The following is a 17812-nucleotide window of genomic DNA, read 5'->3' as shown; positions in this document are numbered from 1 at the left end:
GAATAACGGGGTTTTACGTTCAGCTAAGGGCTAACCGCTAAATGCAAAACCTGGTATCACCATCAACTGATTAAATATGGTTATCGAAATCAAAGTCCCTACGGTAGGAGAATCTATTAGCGAGGTAACAATTGCAAAGTGGTTGAAAAAAGACGGAGATTATGTTCAGCAGGACGAGGTATTGTGTGAAATGGAATCTGAGAAAGCCACCTTCGAACTGAATGCAGAAAAGGCGGGCGTTCTCAAAATTGCCGCCGCAGCTCAGGAAGGAGCTACTTTGAAGATTGGTGATGTAGCCTGTAGCATCGATACAGACGCCGCTGCACCAGCAACCGACGCCGCACCGGCAGCTGAACCCGCTGCACCAGCAGCAGCAGCTCCTGCACCTGCTCCGGCAGAAGCCGCACCGGCAGCACCTGCAGCAAATAAAGGGACGATTGAAATGAAAGTGCCTACAGTAGGAGAATCTATCAGTGAAGTAACACTGGTAAAGTGGCTGAAGAATAATGGTGATTATGTAGAGCGTGATGAAGTGGTATGTGAACTGGAATCAGAAAAAGCCACCTTCGAACTGAATGCAGAAGAAGCCGGCGCACTGATTACCGTAGCCAAAGAAGGCGATACGTTAAAAATAGGCGACGTTGCCTGTAAAATTGATACCAGTGTTGGCAGACCGGCAGGCAAAGCCGCACCGGCAGCCGCTCCCGCCGCACAACCCGCCAAAGCTGCTCCACAACCGCAACAGGCGCCTGTTACCAGCATCCCGAATGATGTGAAAGCATCCCCGGTAGCTGCCGCAGTGATTGCCGATAAACATGTAGATCCTTCCAGCATCAAAGGCTCCGGCGCTCATGGCAAAATCATGAAAGACGACGTATATGCCGCCCTGCAAAATCCAGGCGTGGCAATAGGTCAGGAAATGTTTACCCGTGCCGAACGCCGCGAAAAAATGAGCAACCTGCGTAAAACCGTTTCCCGCCGCCTGGTGGAAGCGAAAAATACAACGGCCATGCTAACTACCTTCAACGAGGTAGATATGACAGAAATTATGGCGCTGCGTGCTAAGTATAAAGAAGTATTCAAAAAGCAGCATGAGGTAAACCTCGGCTTTATGAGCTTCTTTACCAAAGCATGCTGCTTCGCTTTACAGGAATTCCCTTCTGTAAATGCTTATATCGACGGAGAAGAACTGGTGTACCACGACTACTGCGATATCTCTATCGCGGTATCGGCTCCGAAAGGACTGGTAGTACCGGTGATCCGCAATGCAGAAAGCCTGGATATGGCAGGTATTGAAAAAGCAGTAGTGGAACTGGCTACCAAAGCCCGCGACAACAAACTGACCATGCCTGAAATGACCGGTGGTACTTTCACCATCACCAACGGTGGTGTTTTCGGTTCCCTGATGAGCACACCTATCATCAATATCCCGCAATCCGCTATCCTGGGTATGCACAAAATCCAGGACCGCCCCATGGCCATCAACGGCCAGGTGGTGATCCGCCCGATGATGTACCTGGCGCTGAGCTACGACCACCGTATTATCGATGGCCGCGAATCAGTGAGCTTCCTTGTAAGAGTAAAAGAAATGCTGGAAAATCCTGAACAATTGCTGTTCGGTAAAGATCCGCTGAAAGCATTGCTGAAACTCTAGTTTCAGCTGAGAAAATAAAATAAAATCCGGTCTGTTATCAGGCCGGATTTTTTTGTGCGATCACCACCGCGTCAATATTAGCCCTTATCTTCGCGTATGACCCGTTGGGAAAATTATTTAGCATCTGCAGAAAAAATTATCGGCGCCTACCAGGGCAGCCTGCCATTACACCATTTCCTGAAATCTTTTTTCAAGGAACATCCCTACATGGGAGGCCGCGACCGGCGCTGGATTTCACAGCTGGTATATCATTACTTCCGCCTCGGAAGCTGGGGTAAAAGCCTTTCTGTAAGCGAACGGATCATTACCGGCGCGTTTCTTTGCGAAACCACACCGAATGATTTCCTGGCAGCGATCCGCCCTGCCTGGAACCAGCAGATCACATCGCCGCTGACTGATAAAGCAGCGCTGCTGCCTGTTCCTTTAACTCCTGATACACTTTTTCCGTTTCTGCCCGACCTGTCGGACGGAATAGATGCTAACGCATACGCCTATACTGTCTTAAAGCAGCCGCGGTTATTTATCCGCGTGCGCAATAATAAGCTTGATAAAGTATTGTCATTATTGGATAAGGCCGCCATTCCGTATGAACTGTTTCCCAATAATACCACCCTGGCATTGCCCAACGGCACTAAAATAGAAGTAGTGGTACCGGAAAAAAGCTGGTACGAGGTGCAGGACGCTTCCAGTCAACAAACCGGTGAATTATTCCATCCGCAGAAGCAGCAGCGTTGGTGGGATTGCTGTGCTGCCAGCGGTGGTAAATCCATCTTGCTGAAAGACCAGCAGCCCGGTGTACAATTACTGGTATCTGATGTGAGAAGATCTATCCTGGAAAATCTGCAGCAACGTTTTGCGATAGCAGGGGTCAAGCATTTTGAAGCACGTGTGGCAGATCTTACAGCAGAAAACTTTCCTGCTTCTATGGGAAGTCAGCAGTTTGATGGCATCATCCTGGATGCGCCCTGCAGCGGCTCCGGTACCTGGGGCCGTACCCCGGAAAGCATCTCCTTCTTTAAAAAAGACGAGATCGGGAAGTACCAGCAGTTACAGAAAAAGATAGCCCATAATGTAGCGCCATTTGTAAAAAAAGGAGGCTCGCTGATCTATATCACCTGCTCTGTTTTTAAACAGGAGAATGAAGAAGTGGTGAAATATATAGAAGAGATCAGTGATCTGCGGAAGCAGGAAGGAGGCGTAATTGCCGGATACGACAAGGGCGCGGATACCATGTATGCAGTAAGATTGTCTTAGTTTTTGAAGATAAAAAAAGGGTGGGAAGATTTGTCTTCCCACCCTTTTTTATGAAATTAATTTTTACAAAACCGGCATCGTCCGCTGGATAATTCCTCCGCCAACTACATCGTCGCCTTCATAAAAAACAGCCGATTGGCCCGGGGCAATGCCTTTCACGCTTTCGTAGAAGCTTACTTTTACCTGTCCGTTTTCATTGTACAGGTTACTCAGCGCGCCTTTATCTTTATAGCGGATCTTGGTAACCGCTTCCATGCCATCTGGAATGGTATCGTATTTCCCCATGTTAATGCCGCTTACAAACATTTCGCTTCTCTGTAATTCATCTTCATTACCTAACACCACGGTGTTGGTTTCCGGGATGATCTCCGTTACAAAAACAGGACGACCGAGGGCGATATCAAGCCCTTTACGCTGCCCAACGGTATAGAAGGGGTAACCCTTGTGATGGCCTACGATCGTGCCGTCTGCCAGCACAAAATTGCCGCCGTTTACTCTTTCTTCCAATCCCTCTACTTTTCTTTTCAGAAAACCGCGGTAGTCGTTATCCGGCACAAAGCATATCTCATAGCTTTCTGCTTTTTTAGCCAGTTCGGGATAACCGAAATCAAAAGCCATCTGGCGTATTTGTGTTTTACGGTATTTGCCTAAAGGAAGAATTGTGCGGGCCAGTACATCCTGTTGAATGCCCCACAGCACATAGCTCTGGTCCTTGGTTTCATCCAGGCCTTTGCTGATTACATAGCGGCCATTGTCGTGCTGACGGATCTGGCCATAGTGACCAGTCGCAATAAACTCACAATCCATTGCGTCTGCCCGTTTCATCAGTGCGCGCCATTTTATATGGGTATTGCACAGTACGCACGGGTTAGGCGTACGTCCTGCGATATATTCCTCGACAAAATTATTCACTACAAAATCACCAAATTCATCACGGATGTCCAGCACAAAGTGCGGGAAGCCATGATGCACCGCTGCCGCGCGGGCGTCGTTAAAAGAATCCAGGTTACAGCAGCCGGTTTCCTTTTTACTGGAACCCGCAGATGCATAATCCCAGGTTTTCATGGTGATGCCCACCACGTCATACCCCTGTTCATGCAGCATCAGCGCTGTAACAGTGCTGTCAATACCACCACTCATGGCTACCAGCACTTTACCATGCTTGCTCATTTATAAAAGTTTAGAGCAACAAAATTACTTAAATTTAAGCCAACGGCCATCTGTGCTTTATTGATCCTGACAATGGCGGGATTGATTCTGATTATATCCCCGGTATAATTTTAACAAGTTTTGGCGATTATTTTCCGAAACACTATAAATTGTTAGTTGTGAATTATATATTTATTAGTTTTAGCCACCTTTTAGCATAAATTAGTCGCAATGCTACCTATATTAAACAAAGAGCTTATATTAAAAAACCAGGATTCCGGCGTTCATGAAAAAACATTCACCTTCCCGGAAAAGATCCTTCAATTCGGTACCGGCGTGCTTTTACGCGGTTTAGTAGACTACCTTGTAGATAAAGCCAACCGCCAGGGAATTTACGAAGGAAGGATTGTGGTAGTGAAATCGACCGATGGCGATACCATTGATTTTTCCAGTCAGGATAGCCTGTTTACCACCCATATCAAAGGTGTTTCCCAGGGAGAACTGGTAGATCAGTTACTGATCAACGCCGCTATTAGCCGGGTTTTGCAATCGAATGCAGAATGGCAGGAAATATTAGCTGCGGTTCATCAGCCCGCTTTACAAACAATTATCTCCAATACCACAGAAGTAGGAATCCAATATGTTCCGGAAAAAATAGCAGACGGCGTACCAGCCTCCTTCCCGGGCAAATTGCTGGCGGTGCTGTGGGAGCGGTTTACCTTTTTTAAAGGTAGCGCCAATACCGGCTTCGTCATTGTACCCACGGAACTGGTGGTAGACAATGGCCGCCTTTTAAAAGATATTGTATTGCAATTGGCCGCCTATAATGAACTGCCGCCGGCATTTATCACGTGGATCCAGCAGGATAATCAATTCTGCAATTCCCTGGTCGACAGGATCGTTCCCGGTAAACCCCGTAACCTGGCGGAAATTGAACAAAAGGCCGGGTACACCGATAAATTATGGATAGAAGTAGAACCCTATCTGTTGTGGGCCATAGAAGGGAATGAACGTACCCGTTCTGTATTATCTTTTTATAAGGCAGATGAAAGAATGTTGATTGAGCCCAGCATCACCCCGTTCCGTGAACAGAAGCTCCGGTTACTGAACGGTAGTCATACCGCGGCAGTGCCATTGGCTTTCCTGTCGGGCCTCAACACCGTATACGAGTGCATGCAGGACGATTATATGAGTCATTTCTTCAAAGAAGTCGTGCTCCGGGAAATACTGCCTACCATTGAAGAGGCTTGTCCTACGGCGGCCGCGTTTGCACCGGAAGTGCTCGATCGTTTTGCCAATCCGTTTATTGCGCATAAGCTCATCAGCATCACTTTTCAGGAAAGTTCCAAGATGAATGCGCGCAACGTGCGCACACTGGTACGTTACTACGAAAAATACAACGCGCTCCCGCCTCATCTGTGCCTGGGCTTCGCCGCCATGCTGCTGTTCCTGCAGCCGGTGAGGGAAGAAGCCGGTAAATATTACGGCAGCAGGAACGGGGAAGAATATGTTATTACCGACGATAACGCCCCGGTTTTTGCAGCCTGGTGGCGTGATCACACCAATATAAGCGATATGGTAACCGGGATCTGCAGTGATAAACGTTTATGGGAAACAGATCTGTCGGCCATTCCCGGTTTTGCTGAACAGGTGGCCGGGATCTTAAAAATGCTGAAAAGCAGCGGCGTGAAAGCATTTATCCAATCGCAGCTGCTCAAAAATTAATCATGTTATGAAGGAATTTCTGTCTGAAGATTTTTTATTAAAAACGGAAACGGCTAAACGATTATATTTTGATTACGCCGCGTCCATGCCGGTGATAGATTATCATAACCACCTGCCACCGGACGAAATAGCAGGGAATAAAACATTTGCCAACCTGTATGCCATCTGGCTGAAAGGAGACCATTATAAATGGCGGGCCATGCGTGCCAACGGCGTACCGGAAGAGTTTATTACCGGCCCCGCCGACGACTATACGAAATTCCGCCATTGGGCAGCTACTACGCCGTATACCATGCGGAATCCGTTGTATCATTGGTCGCACATGGAATTAAAAAATCCTTTTGGTGTAACGGACCTGCTTAATGAAAAAACGGCGGAGAAGATATACCACGACTGTAATGCACAATTACCCCGGTTATCCACACAAACACTCCTGCAACATTATAAAGTAGACACGCTGTGCACAACCGACGACCCGGTAGATTCGCTGGAACACCACCGTGCTATTGCCAATAAGCCTTTCGGCACACGGGTGCTGCCTACCTTCCGCCCCGACAGGGCCATGGCAGTGGACAATCCCGGGGTGTTCAACCGTTTTATTAACGAGCTGGCAGCAGTTGCCAATAAAGAAATCACCAGGTTCGATGATCTCATAGAAGCATTACATAGCCGGCATACCTATTTTCATGAAGCCGGCTGCCGCCTGAGTGATCATGGCATCAGCACCTTTTATTTTTCACCGGCTACCGGAAAGGAACTGGACACTATTTTCAATAATACCCGAGACCATCGCGCAGCAACGCCTTACGAGAATGCACAGTTTAAAACGGCGATCCTGCTGGCTGTTTGCGAGTGGAACCACGAACGGGAATGGACACAACAGTTTCACGTAGGCGCTATCCGTAATAATAATTCCCGCCTGCTGCAACGGGTAGGGGCAGATGCCGGTGTGGATTCTATCGGCGACTGGCGCGTTGCGGAAGCCATGAGCGCATTTTTAGATGCACTGGATAAGAAAGATAAGTTAACAAAGACAGTAGTGTATAACCTCAACCCTTCTTACAACGAAGTTTTTGCTACCATGGCAGGCAACTTCCAGGATGGCACCGTTGCCGGTAAAATCCAGTATGGTTCCGGGTGGTGGTTCCTGGATCAGAAAGACGGTATGGAAAAGCAGATGAACGTATTAAGCAACATGGGCCTGCTGAGCCGGTTTGTAGGAATGCTAACCGATTCCAGAAGTTTTCTGTCTTATTCCCGCCATGAATATTTTCGCCGTATTTTGTGTAACCTGATCGGCAACGATGTGGAGCAGGGAGAGCTGCCAAATGATATTGCCTGGTTAGGGAAAATGGTACAGGATATATGTTACTATAACGCAAAAGCATATTTTGGATTCTAATGAAGCCGGTAAAAGTTATCACATTCGGAGAAATATTATTACGCTTGTCGCCGCAGCTGGCACAAAATACTGCCGCCATTTACGTAGGCGGTGCGGAAGCCAACGTTGCCGCTGCATTGGCCAACTGGGGCACAGAAGTGGCCTATATCAGCAAAGTGCCTGAAAACGGCTTGTCGAAAGACGTGCTGGAGCAACTGAGTAACCGCGGTATCCATACCGACAGGGTATTGTGGGGCGGCGCGCGCATTGGTATTTATTACCTGGCACAGGGCAGCGACCTTAAACATGCAGAAGTGGTGTACGACAGGGCATGGTCATCTTTCAGCCAGATAGCCCCCGGCACGGTTGATTGGGACAGTTTGCTTGGTGATGCCGAATGGTTTCACTGGAGCGCTATTACGCCCGCCTTAAACCCCGATGCAGCAGCAGTTTGCAAGGAAGTATTGGAAGCGGCTACCCGGAAGGGGTTGATCATTTCCACGGATCTTAACTACCGCAGCAAGCTATGGCAGTATGGGAAAAAGCCGGTGGATGTGATGCCGGAGCTGGTGCAGTACTGTGATGTAATCATGGGCAACATCTGGGCAGCCAATAACATGCTGGATACCGCACTGGATACAGCTGCGCTGGAAGCCAATAGCAAGGACACCTACCTGCAACAGGCAGAAAAGGTAGCAGCAGAAATCACTGCTACGTATAAGCGTTGCAAGCGGGTGGCGTTCACTTTCCGTTTCAGCAATGCTCCTACTCATAATTTGTACTACGCTTTTTACTATAACGAAGGACAGATGAGTATTTCCCGTGAATACGATACCAACGACGTGGTGGATCGCGTAGGTAGCGGAGACTGCTTCATGGCCGGGTTAATACATGCACAGCTGCAGGGACTGGACGATCAGCAGATCATTTCCTTTGCCGCCGCTGCCGCGTATTCCAAATTTTTTGTGATGGGAGATTTTAATACTACCTCAGAGAAAGAAATAATAAAACTGATATAGCATATGGCACCAAGTCCTGATACAATTATAGCAGCATTTGAGCAAAGCGGGATTATTCCGGTTTTTTATCATGATGATGAAAATGTTTGCCTGGAAGTACTGCAAGCCTGTTATGATGGCGGCTTACGGGTATTTGAATTTACCAGCAGGGGAGAAAATGCACGAAAGAACTTCGCTACCCTGCGCGACAGGAAACTGGCTGCCATGCCGGATTTGTACCTGGGTATCGGAACTATTAAAAACGCATCAGATGCCGCAGTATATACCGGTATGGGCGCCGACTTTATTGTTTGTCCCGTAACCGATCCGGAAACGGCCACATATTGCAGTGCTGAAAGCATTACCTGGATTCCCGGCTGTATGACGCCTACCGAAATTGCTGTTGCCGAAAAGAATGGCGCCCGGCTGGTGAAGCTGTTTCCGGGTAATGTACTCGGACCGGGCTATGTAAATTCCATTAAGCCGCTGTTCCCGCAACTGAAGTTTATGCCTACAGGCGGTGTAGAACCTACTCGTATTAGTATGGATGCCTGGTTTGATGCCGGCGTGGTATGCGTGGGAATGGGGTCTAATTTGCTGTCTAAGTCCCTGATTGAAAGTAAGGACTGGGGCGCGCTGAAAGATAAAATAGTGCAAACGTTTGCATTTCTCAGGGCTAAGAAGTAACTTATGCACTTTATAAATTCCAAATAAACCGTAATGAATTCCACAACTTTAGGTAAGTATCGCTGGCGGGTATGTGCACTTTTATTTGTTGCTACAACCATTAACTATATAGACAGACAGATATTAGGATTGCTTAAAACTGATTTATCAGCCGAGTTTAACTGGTCGGAAACGGCGTACAGCAACCTGGTAATGGCATTTTCCGCTTCCTACGCGATTGGCTTGCTTTTCTTTGGCGCATTGGTAGATAAGATAGGTTCCAAACTGGGATACGCGGTATCTATTGTGGTATGGAGCCTGTCGGCGATGGCACATGGACTGGTGCGTTCCACGCTGGGGTTTGGTGTGGTAAGGTCTATCCTGGGTGTGAGTGAAGCGGGTAACTTCCCTGCGGCTATTAAAGCCACCGCGGAATGGTTTCCAAAAAAGGAGCGGGCACTGGCTACAGGCATTTTTAACTCAGGTTCCAATATTGCGGCTGTTATAGGACCGGCTATGGTATACTGGCTGGCCAGCAATCATGGCTGGAGAAATGCTTTTGTATGGACCGGCGCCATCGGTTTTATCTGGTTGATATTCTGGTGGATCTATTATGAAATTCCTGCCCGTCACAAGAAATTATCCAAAGCAGAATTTGATCATATCCATTCCGACCAGGAAGTGGAAGAACTGAAACCCAAACCCATTAAATGGAGTAAACTCCTGGGTATCAGGCAAACATGGGCTTTCATATTTGGAAAACTACTGACAGACCCCGTATGGTGGTTTTTCCTGTTCTGGTTACCAGGTTACCTGGAATCTATTTTCCATGTAAATATGAAAGAAACGCTGGGTCTGCCGGTAATCATCATCTATTCCATTACCAGCTTTGGCAGCATCGGGGGCGGATGGTTATCTTCCCACCTGATCAAATCCGGTTGGCCGGTTTTCAAAGCCCGTAAAGTGTCTATGTTGATCTTTGCGCTTTGTGTATTGCCTATTATGCTTATACAGTATTCCAATAATGTATGGTTCGCTATTGCATTAATCAGCCTGGCTACCGCAGCACACCAGGCATGGTCCGCCACTATATTCACCACTGCATCTGATATGTTCCCTAAACGGGCGGTAAGTTCTGTAGTGGGTATCGGTGGTATGGCCGGATCTATTGGCGGTACGCTGTTCCCCATGCTGATCGGCGCTATGCTGGATCATTATAAATTAATCGGCAACATTGGTATTGGCTACAATATCCTATTCACCATTTGCGCTTTAGCCTACCTGGTAGCCTGGACCGTAATGCACTTCTTTGCGCCTAAAATGGAGGCGGTTAACCTGAACTAAGCGGATTTTGTCTTACTCAGGATTACACTGATTAAGCTGATTACTTTGATTTTGTCTTTTTGATTTTATTTTGATTTATAAGATTTAATAAGAGTAAGAAAGAATTGTAAATTCCTTTAAATAGAAAACGTCCGGGCAGATGTCCGGACGTTTGTTTTTATTCTTATGAGTATCAAAAATTATTCTCTTAATATATCTTTCTTAATTTCAAAAAATCAAAATAAAATCAAAAAGACAAAATCAAAGTAATCAGCTTAATCAGTGTAATCCTGAGTAAGACAACCTTCGCTACAAAGAAACTCCCCGTTTCCATGGAATAAAATCGTCCTGGTTAAGCTGCTCGGCCTTTGTATGCACTTCGCCGCTGGCGGTACGGATAACGTATTCCAGGATTTCTTCTCCCATGCCGGCAATGGTTTGTTCGCCGCTGATGATAGTACCGGTGTTGATGTCGATGATATCTTTCATGCGGGTGGCCAGTTTGGTATTGGTGGCCAGTTTTACTACCGGTGCAATCGGGTTGCCGGTAGGCGTGCCGAGACCCGTGGTAAACAACACCACGTTAGCGCCGGAACCAACTTCTGCTGAAGTGGATTCAACATCGTTACCGGGGGTGCAAAGCAGGTTCAGACCGGGTTTGGTGACATATTCAGTATAATCCAGTACGTCTGTAACCGGTGAAGTGCCGCCTTTTTTAGCTGCTCCCGCAGATTTGATGGCATCTGTAACGAGGCCATCTTTGATATTTCCCGGAGAAGGGTTCATATAAAAGCCGGAACCTACTGACTGGGCCTGGCTTTCATATAGGCGCATAATGCGGATGAATTTATCGGATATTTCTTCTGTCTGGCAGCGGTTAATCAGTTCCTGTTCCACGCCGCAGAGTTCGGGGAATTCAGAAAGAATAGAAGTGCCGCCCAGCGCTACCAGGAGGTCGGAGGTATGACCTACAGCCGGGTTAGCCGAAATGCCGGAAAATCCGTCAGAGCCCCCGCATTCGAGTCCGATGACCAGTTTGGAGAGCGGGCTTGGCTTGCGGGTCAGCTTATTGGCTTCCACCAGCGCCAGGAACGTGTCTTTGATGGCGGCAGACAGCATCGCAAATTCGGAAGCACTTTTCTGCTGTTCGTATACCAATACCGGCTTGTTAAAGGCCGGGTTGAGCTTTTTCAGTGATTCCTGGAGGATAGATACCTGCGCATGCTGGCATCCCAGGCTAAGAATAGTGGCTCCGGCAACATTGGAGTGATGAATATAACCGGCCAGCAGGGCACATAAAGCGTCTGAGTCCTGGCGGGTTCCTCCGCAGCCTCCCTCATGGGTGAGGAATTTGATACCGTCAATATTCGGGAAAACTACGTTACGTTTACTCGTTTCCGTTAGCGCGCCTGCCTCGTAGTTTTTAATGGCTTCCAGGTCACCGCTTTTGTAAAGCGAAACCAGGTCTGTTACCTGTTCGTTGTATACTTCGGCAGGAGAAAAACCAAGACCCTTTTCGAAGGCAGTTTTAATTACACTTACATTCCTGTTTTCACAAAAAACCAATGGAATTACCAGCCAGTAATTACGGGTGCCTACCTGGCCATCGGCCCGGTGGTAGCCCATAAAGGTGCGGGTTTTCCATTTACTCACATCGGGCGCCTGCCATTCCAGGGAGCTGTCTTTTTCATGAAATGCGTTGGCATCATGGATCACATTTTCCGTGGTAATGGTTTCCCCCCTCCTGATGCTTTTACTGGCTTTGCCCACCAGCACACCATACATCGTGATGGGGTCCCCTTCACGGATATCATTTACCAGGAATTTATGTTTAGCAGAAATATTTTGTTGCAGTTGAATGTTATGTCCGTTAAATGAGATATCGGTTCCTACCGGTATATCCTGTAAGGCTACCAGCACATTATCGTCAGGATGAATTTGTAAATAAGCGTTCATAGGAGCTAAAGTAGTAAATAACTGCTCCGGCTGGTGATAGTAAAATGTTAATCCATGATAAGATTTTGACTATTTGATTATACCGCTGGAACACCTTATGGGAGCAGGTCAGGAATGAATTATAAATTGTTAATCGGCTATCAGTAGGATTTCACCGGCCGGATAGGAGCAGGTAGTTATCCGGTAATGTTCATGCAAACGTTTGTAATTCTGGTATATTTTGATATTTTTGATTCACCGGCGCGGGTTTCCGGCGATGAAACCAGTAAATTCCATGGGAGAAGAGGTAATATTTTTAAAGATGCCGGTATGGGCACTATTTACCGGAGGCGGCAAGATTCCGTTTGAAAGTAAGCACCCGGTGAACAATGAATGACAGTATTGTAACAAATACATGACAGTGCCTCTCCACACCTTTAGCCTATAATTCCGTCCTGCTTATATCTTACTAAAAATAAATGTCAAATGCACGTTAAAAAACTGGTATGCACGGTATTGCTCTTTTCAGGTATTAGTATAGGCGGCAACGTTGGTGCCCAGGATGCTGGTAAAACAAGAAATTATTTGTACGAAGAATACAGGCAGAAAGGTAGTGATGCTGCATTTAAAAATATTGTGCAATGGAGGCAGCAACGATATAAATCCATCGTGGAACAAATTGCCGCCCTGCCGGCCGCCAGCAGGGCCATATTGCTGAAGGAAGCGGATAAAAATTTATCGTTCAGCTGGCCTTCATTGCCGGCTACTTTATACCTGCAATACCGTGATAATGGCAACCGCGTAAATTTTGAAAATGCACAGTTTGAACGCCGGAAGGTATTAGCGGCATTAGTGGCAGGAGAACTGGTGGAGGGGAAAGGAAAGTATATACCGCAAATCGTAAATGGTTTATGGCTGATCCTGGAAGAAAGCACCTGGGTATTGCCGGCACATATCGGGGCACAGAAAGCAGGCAGCGACCTGCCGGACCCTGAAGAGCCGGTGGTAGACCTGTTTGCAGGGGAAACTGCCGCCACACTGAGCTGGGCACAGTTCCTGCTGCACGATCAGCTGGATAAATTTTCCCCGGTAGTAAATAAGCGGATCACCTATGAACTACAGCACCGCATTGTGGAGCCTTACCTGAAACGGACCGATTTCTGGTGGATGGGATGGGCCGGCCGCAGCGTGAATAACTGGAATATCTGGATCAATACCAATGTTTTACAAACTGCGTTACTGGGCATAAATGAAACGGATATACGAAATAAAGTAATTGAGAAAACGATCCGCAGCGCGGATAATTTCGTGAACGGCTATCCGGAGGATGGCGGCTGCGATGAAGGACCTACCTATTGGGGACATGCAGGAGGTAAACTTATTGAATTTATTGACCTGCTGAACAGTGCTTCTGCACACCAGCTGAGCTGGAGCAACAATGAACTGATTCACCGCATTGGCGCCTACATTTATAAAATGCATGTGGACAGCAGCCGGTTTGTGAATTTTGCAGATGCTTCTGCCAGCACCATTCCGCCCGCACATACGGTGTATTTATTCGGAGCAGCCTTTCATGATCCATTGCTGGTCAACTTCGCCGCTTATCTCTCAAGGCTGGAGAGCCCCGACACCAATAGGGTGAAGACGCCTTCCCTGGCTTTCTTTGTGTATAACGTGGAACTTCGCAACGCCCTGTTATCTGCTAAAGCAGCAGCCCCTTATACCGCTGAAAACTGGCTCCCGGATTTGCAGGTATTGTCCCTTCGCTCAGAAGCCGGCGTATCCAAAGGCTTGTTCTTTGCCGCACAGGGCGGACATAATGCAGAAAGCCATAATCACAACGACGTGGGAAATTTTGTGCTGTACATGGATGGGAAACCCGCCATTATTGATGTGGGCGTAGGCACTTATACAAAGCAAACATTCAGTGCCGACCGCTATAAGCTATGGTTTATGCAATCGCAATGGCATAACTGTCCTACTATCAACGGTGTTCAGCAACGCGATGGCCGGCAGTTCCAGGCTACTGCTGTGCAATACAGCCGTAACAAGCTGAGTATGGACATTGCCGCGGCGTATCCCGAGGCAGCTATGGTGCAATCCTGGAAGCGCACCTTTACATTCAACCCCGCCAAAACTTCACTGCAGTTATCAGAAACATACCAGTTGAAAGATTGGAAGGAGCCCTTCCTGCTGCATTTTATGACCAGCCTGGATGCCGATACCCATACGCCAGGGAGGATTTTACTGAAAGGCAGCACAGCTGACCTGTTACTGACCTACGATCCTGCCTTATTTGAAGCAACTGCGGAACAAGAGGAAATAAAAGACGGCCGCTTATCACCAGTGTGGGGCGAGTATGTAACACGCATCAGCCTGAAGGCCCGGAAGCAGGCGTTAACCGGCAAACACTCGGTGGAGTTCGTGATGCGCCGTAAATAAAGGAATCTGGCCATCTGTGAAGGCATTTTTTTAAATAAATGCTTGATTTTTGCAAACGTTTGCATTACTTTAGAGTTTCCGCCTGATTAGCGAAAATTATCGGGAAAGATAATGATGTAAATTACCAGTAAGCTGAGAAGAACCATCAGCTGCTTTTTCAAATAAATAAAAACATGCAGATTATATGAGCACCACGTTCGAATCAAGATATGCCAGCAGTCCGGCTGAAGTAAAACAAATGGACACTGCACAACTCAGGCAGGCATTTTTAATGGAGAAAATCTTCGACGCCGACCACATTGCCTGGACCCACACCCATTACGACCGCTACCTCACAGGCGGCGCTATGCCCGTAAAAGGACCGGTAACACTGGACACAATTGACCTGCTGAAAGCAGCCTATTTCCTGGAAAGAAGAGAACTGGGCATGATCAACGTAGGTGGCGATGGCGTAGTGGAAGTAGACGGCGAAAAATTTGAACTGGCCTATAAAGAAGCATTATACATCGGCAAAGGAAAACAACAGGTGATCTTCTCCAGTAAAAACGCAGCAACACCCGCTAAATTCTACCTTAATTCCACACCTGCACATCATAGCTACCCAACCCGTAAAGTGTCTAAAAAAGAGGCAGAAGTGGTAACACTGGGCACATTGGAAACTGCCAATCACCGCACCATCAATAAACTGCTGGTGAACAGCGTGCTGGAAACCTGCCAGTTGCAAATGGGCATGACCGAGCTGCAACCAGGCAGCGTATGGAACACCATGCCGGCACATACGCACGACAGAAGAATGGAAGTGTATTTTTACTTTGAAATACCGGAAGGCCAGTCCGTATGCCACTTCATGGGACAGCCACAGGAAAGCCGGCATATCTGGATGCAGAATGAACAGGCGGTTATTTCCCCACCCTGGTCCATTCACTCCGGCGCCGGCACCAGCAACTATACTTTTATATGGGGTATGGCCGGTGAAAACCTCGACTACAGTGATATGGATCATTGCAAGATCACGGAACTACGTTAATGAACTGATAATAGCTGCTATCATGATGATGAAAAAAATTATCGCAGGAAGCTTGCTGGGCTTGTCTTTCCTGCATGCCGGCTTACCGGTGCATGCTGCGGAACCCGTTACCGGTCTGCATGCCACGGTTTTCACGGATGCCTATACCGCAGCTGCGGTAAGGGCGCAAATGGAAAAAGTGGCTTCCTGGCAATGGCGCCATATAACTGAAAATGGCTGGAACCACGCGCCTACCGACTGGACTAATGGCGCCATGTACGCTGGTATGATGTCGCTGGCCCAGGTAACATCCAATCCCTTTTTTGTGGACCGCCTGGTACAGGTAGGGAAAGACAATAACTGGAACACCGGGCCGGATCGTTTCTTCGCAGATGAATATTGCGTAGGTCAGCTCTATTCACAATTGAATAGTGTGTATAAAGATCCGGTGATGACCGATAAATTCCGTAAGCTGGCAGATAGCATTGTGGCAGCGCCGCATACAGAATCGCTCGAATGGAAAGATGGTGTTCACCACCGCGAATGGGCCTGGTGTGATGCCTTGTTCATGGGGCCCCCGGCACTGGCTTATTTAAGCACGGCCACCGGTGATCCGCGTTACCTCGCCACCGCAGATAAGCTATGGTGGAAAACAACAGACTACCTGTATAATAAACAGGACAGCCTTTATTACCGCGATGGCAGCTATATCGGCAAAAAAGAAAAGAACGGGACCAATGTATACTGGAGCCGTGGCAACGGTTGGGTAATGGGCGGCCTGGTTCGTATGCTGGATAATATGCCCGCCGGCTACGCCGGAAAGGCACGTTTCCAGGAGTTGTATAAACAAATGGCTTACCGCATAAAAGCCCTGCAAACAGCCGATGGCACCTGGCACGCCAGCTTACTGGACCCTGAAAGCTACCCGGCAAAGGAAACAAGCGGCACCGGCTTTTACGTATATGCGTTGATGTGGGGAGTGAATAACGGTCTTTTACCGGAGAAGGAATTTTTACCGGTGATAAAAAAGGGATGGGAAGCGCTTACCGGCTGCGTGCACCCGGATGGTAAGCTGGGATTTGTGCAGGAAATAGGCGCTGCACCCGGAAAAGCAACCGCCAATGATACCGAAGTATATGGCGTAGGTGCGTTCCTGTTAGCAGGCTCGGAACTGATCAAATATGATCTCCGGAAAAGTGCTGCTGCCCAGGTAATCATCTCCAATAACACTGGTATCAACAGGATAGAAGAAGTGACAGAAATTCCTTACCCCGCTTTCAGTGCAAAATTATCCAAACAAACGCTGAAAGGTTTTAAGATAGTGGACGTATTGAGCGGACAGGAAATTCCTTATCAACTGATTTATGAAGGCGGTAAATCGCCAAAGAAGATATTGTTACAGGTAACACTGCCCGCTGCTGCAAGTTTGTATGCGCGGGTAGTGGAAGGCGCCCCGGCGCCCGTAAAGGCAAAGGCATACGGGCGTTATGTGCCGGAGCGTAAAGATGATTACGCCTGGGAAAACGACCGCATGGCTTATCGCATGTATGGAAAGGCGCTTGAAAAAGTACCAAAAGAAATGGCCTATGGTATTGACGTATGGGCCAAGCGTACCACCGATATGGTGATTGACACCTGGTATAAACTGGACAACTATCACCACGATAACGGGCAGGGGCTGGACTATTACAGCGTGGGCTTAACACTTGGCGCAGGCGACACAGCGCCATCCGGACAGGATACCATCTATTTCCCAAAAAACTACCGGCAGTCGAAAACCCTCGACAATGGTCCGTTGCGCACCACTTTCTCCCTCACCTACGATACCTGGCAGGCAGGCAACACCGCCGTTACCGTTACTAAAACCATCTCCCTGGATGCAGGTTCCCAGCTCAATAAAATGCAGGTGCAATACAGCTTCAAAGGGAATGACATCCCCGTGGTAACAGGTATTGTAAAACGCAAAGAGCCCGGCACCGTATTGCTGGATGAGAAAACAGGCGTAATGGGTTATTGGGAGCCCGCTCATGGCGACGATGGCACGCTGGGCATAGGTTGTGTTTTTGCACGGGAAGTACCCGGAATGAAAACGGATCATGTACATTTGCTGAGTCCCGGAACAGCAGGGAGCCAGCAGCCATATGAGTACTATTTCGGGGCAGCATGGAGCAAAGGTGGCAGGATCACTTCTGCCGAAGAGTGGTTCGCCTATCTCGAAACATTCGCCCGGAAGATCAAACAACCCTTACAGGTAACGATTCAATAACTTTTCCGGCAGG

General features: G+C 47.9%; 12 protein-coding genes. 10 read left to right on the top strand and 2 right to left on the bottom strand.

What is annotated here, in order from left to right:
• The first annotated feature begins 76 nt into the window (after window positions 1-76).
• The gene (gene odhB / locus ACLHR0_RS03520; protein WP_436484783.1) at window positions 77-1654 is read left to right on the top strand and encodes a 2-oxoglutarate dehydrogenase complex dihydrolipoyllysine-residue succinyltransferase; all 1578 of its coding nucleotides are present in this window, start codon (window positions 77-79) and stop codon (window positions 1652-1654) included.
• A 96-nt stretch (window positions 1655-1750) separates the two neighbouring features.
• Window positions 1751-2908 carry an Fmu (Sun) domain-containing protein gene (locus ACLHR0_RS03515; protein ID WP_436484781.1) on the top strand — a complete coding sequence of 386 codons (1158 nt, stop codon included), beginning with the start codon at window positions 1751-1753 and terminating at the stop codon, window positions 2906-2908.
• A 63-nt stretch (window positions 2909-2971) separates the two neighbouring features.
• Here ACLHR0_RS03515 and mnmA read toward each other — a convergent pair whose 3' ends face one another.
• Entirely contained in the window at window positions 2972-4078 is a 1107-nt protein-coding gene (gene mnmA / locus ACLHR0_RS03510; RefSeq protein WP_370909427.1) for a tRNA 2-thiouridine(34) synthase MnmA, read from the bottom strand.
• 210 nt (window positions 4079-4288) lie between these two features.
• Here mnmA and ACLHR0_RS03505 point away from each other — a divergent pair, with 210 nt between their 5' ends.
• Genes ACLHR0_RS03505 through ACLHR0_RS03485 form a run of 5 tightly spaced genes read left to right on the top strand, consistent with a single transcriptional unit; the run spans window position 4289 to window position 10171 of the window.
• The gene (locus tag ACLHR0_RS03505) at window positions 4289-5782 is read left to right on the top strand and encodes a tagaturonate reductase (RefSeq protein ID WP_436484779.1); all 1494 of its coding nucleotides are present in this window, start codon (window positions 4289-4291) and stop codon (window positions 5780-5782) included.
• Window positions 5783-5789: 7 nt separating this feature from the next.
• Entirely contained in the window at window positions 5790-7184 is a 1395-nt protein-coding gene (gene uxaC, locus ACLHR0_RS03500) for a glucuronate isomerase (RefSeq protein WP_436484777.1), read from the top strand.
• On the top strand, window positions 7184-8182 hold the full coding sequence (locus tag ACLHR0_RS03495; RefSeq protein ID WP_429061584.1) for a PfkB family carbohydrate kinase: 999 nt from the start codon (window positions 7184-7186) through the stop codon (window positions 8180-8182). The genes uxaC and ACLHR0_RS03495 overlap by 1 nt, the downstream gene beginning before the upstream one ends.
• 3 nt (window positions 8183-8185) lie before the next feature.
• Window positions 8186-8848 carry a bifunctional 4-hydroxy-2-oxoglutarate aldolase/2-dehydro-3-deoxy-phosphogluconate aldolase gene (locus ACLHR0_RS03490; protein WP_429044964.1) on the top strand — a complete coding sequence of 221 codons (663 nt, stop codon included), beginning with the start codon at window positions 8186-8188 and terminating at the stop codon, window positions 8846-8848.
• A gap of 33 nt (window positions 8849-8881) precedes the next feature.
• Window positions 8882-10171: an MFS transporter gene (locus ACLHR0_RS03485; RefSeq protein WP_429044966.1), complete on the top strand. Its 1290-nt coding sequence runs from the start codon at window positions 8882-8884 to the stop codon at window positions 10169-10171.
• Between the two features lie 288 nt (window positions 10172-10459).
• Here ACLHR0_RS03485 and ACLHR0_RS03480 read toward each other — a convergent pair whose 3' ends face one another.
• Entirely contained in the window at window positions 10460-12106 is a 1647-nt protein-coding gene (locus ACLHR0_RS03480) for a UxaA family hydrolase (RefSeq protein WP_429061580.1), read from the bottom strand.
• 465 nt (window positions 12107-12571) lie between these two features.
• Between ACLHR0_RS03480 and ACLHR0_RS03475 the strand changes: the two genes are divergently transcribed.
• The 3 genes from ACLHR0_RS03475 to ACLHR0_RS03465 all read left to right on the top strand — a co-directional run bounded on the left by ACLHR0_RS03475 (window position 12572) and on the right by ACLHR0_RS03465 (window position 17799).
• Entirely contained in the window at window positions 12572-14527 is a 1956-nt protein-coding gene (locus ACLHR0_RS03475; RefSeq protein WP_436484774.1) for a heparinase II/III domain-containing protein, read from the top strand.
• A gap of 184 nt (window positions 14528-14711) precedes the next feature.
• Complete coding sequence (gene kduI / locus ACLHR0_RS03470) at window positions 14712-15554, top strand: 5-dehydro-4-deoxy-D-glucuronate isomerase (protein ID WP_436484771.1); 843 nt, start codon at window positions 14712-14714, stop codon at window positions 15552-15554.
• Between the two features lie 22 nt (window positions 15555-15576).
• The gene (locus ACLHR0_RS03465) at window positions 15577-17799 is read left to right on the top strand and encodes a DUF4861 family protein (protein WP_436484769.1); all 2223 of its coding nucleotides are present in this window, start codon (window positions 15577-15579) and stop codon (window positions 17797-17799) included.
• Window positions 17800-17812 lie beyond the last annotated feature (13 nt).

The organism is Chitinophaga sp. ARDCPP14, from assembly GCF_051362515.1.
Classification (GTDB): Bacteria; Bacteroidota; Bacteroidia; order Chitinophagales; family Chitinophagaceae; genus Chitinophaga.
Note: the sequence above shows the minus strand (reverse complement) of the source record. Positions and strands in the feature narration are given on the sequence as shown.

Coding starts and splice junctions, on each gene's coding strand:
- ACLHR0_RS03480 (WP_429061580.1), bottom strand. CDS start 12,106: ATGAACGCTTATTTACAAATTCATCCTGACGATAATGTGCTGGTAGCC.
- ACLHR0_RS03495 (WP_429061584.1), top strand. CDS start 7,184: ATGAAGCCGGTAAAAGTTATCACATTCGGAGAAATATTATTACGCTTG.
- ACLHR0_RS03485 (WP_429044966.1), top strand. CDS start 8,882: ATGAATTCCACAACTTTAGGTAAGTATCGCTGGCGGGTATGTGCACTT.
- odhB (WP_436484783.1), top strand. CDS start 77: ATGGTTATCGAAATCAAAGTCCCTACGGTAGGAGAATCTATTAGCGAG.
- ACLHR0_RS03505 (WP_436484779.1), top strand. CDS start 4,289: ATGCTACCTATATTAAACAAAGAGCTTATATTAAAAAACCAGGATTCC.
- kduI (WP_436484771.1), top strand. CDS start 14,712: ATGAGCACCACGTTCGAATCAAGATATGCCAGCAGTCCGGCTGAAGTA.
- ACLHR0_RS03490 (WP_429044964.1), top strand. CDS start 8,186: ATGGCACCAAGTCCTGATACAATTATAGCAGCATTTGAGCAAAGCGGG.
- ACLHR0_RS03475 (WP_436484774.1), top strand. CDS start 12,572: ATGCACGTTAAAAAACTGGTATGCACGGTATTGCTCTTTTCAGGTATT.
- mnmA (WP_370909427.1), bottom strand. CDS start 4,078: ATGAGCAAGCATGGTAAAGTGCTGGTAGCCATGAGTGGTGGTATTGAC.
- ACLHR0_RS03515 (WP_436484781.1), top strand. CDS start 1,751: ATGACCCGTTGGGAAAATTATTTAGCATCTGCAGAAAAAATTATCGGC.
- ACLHR0_RS03465 (WP_436484769.1), top strand. CDS start 15,577: ATGATGATGAAAAAAATTATCGCAGGAAGCTTGCTGGGCTTGTCTTTC.
- uxaC (WP_436484777.1), top strand. CDS start 5,790: ATGAAGGAATTTCTGTCTGAAGATTTTTTATTAAAAACGGAAACGGCT.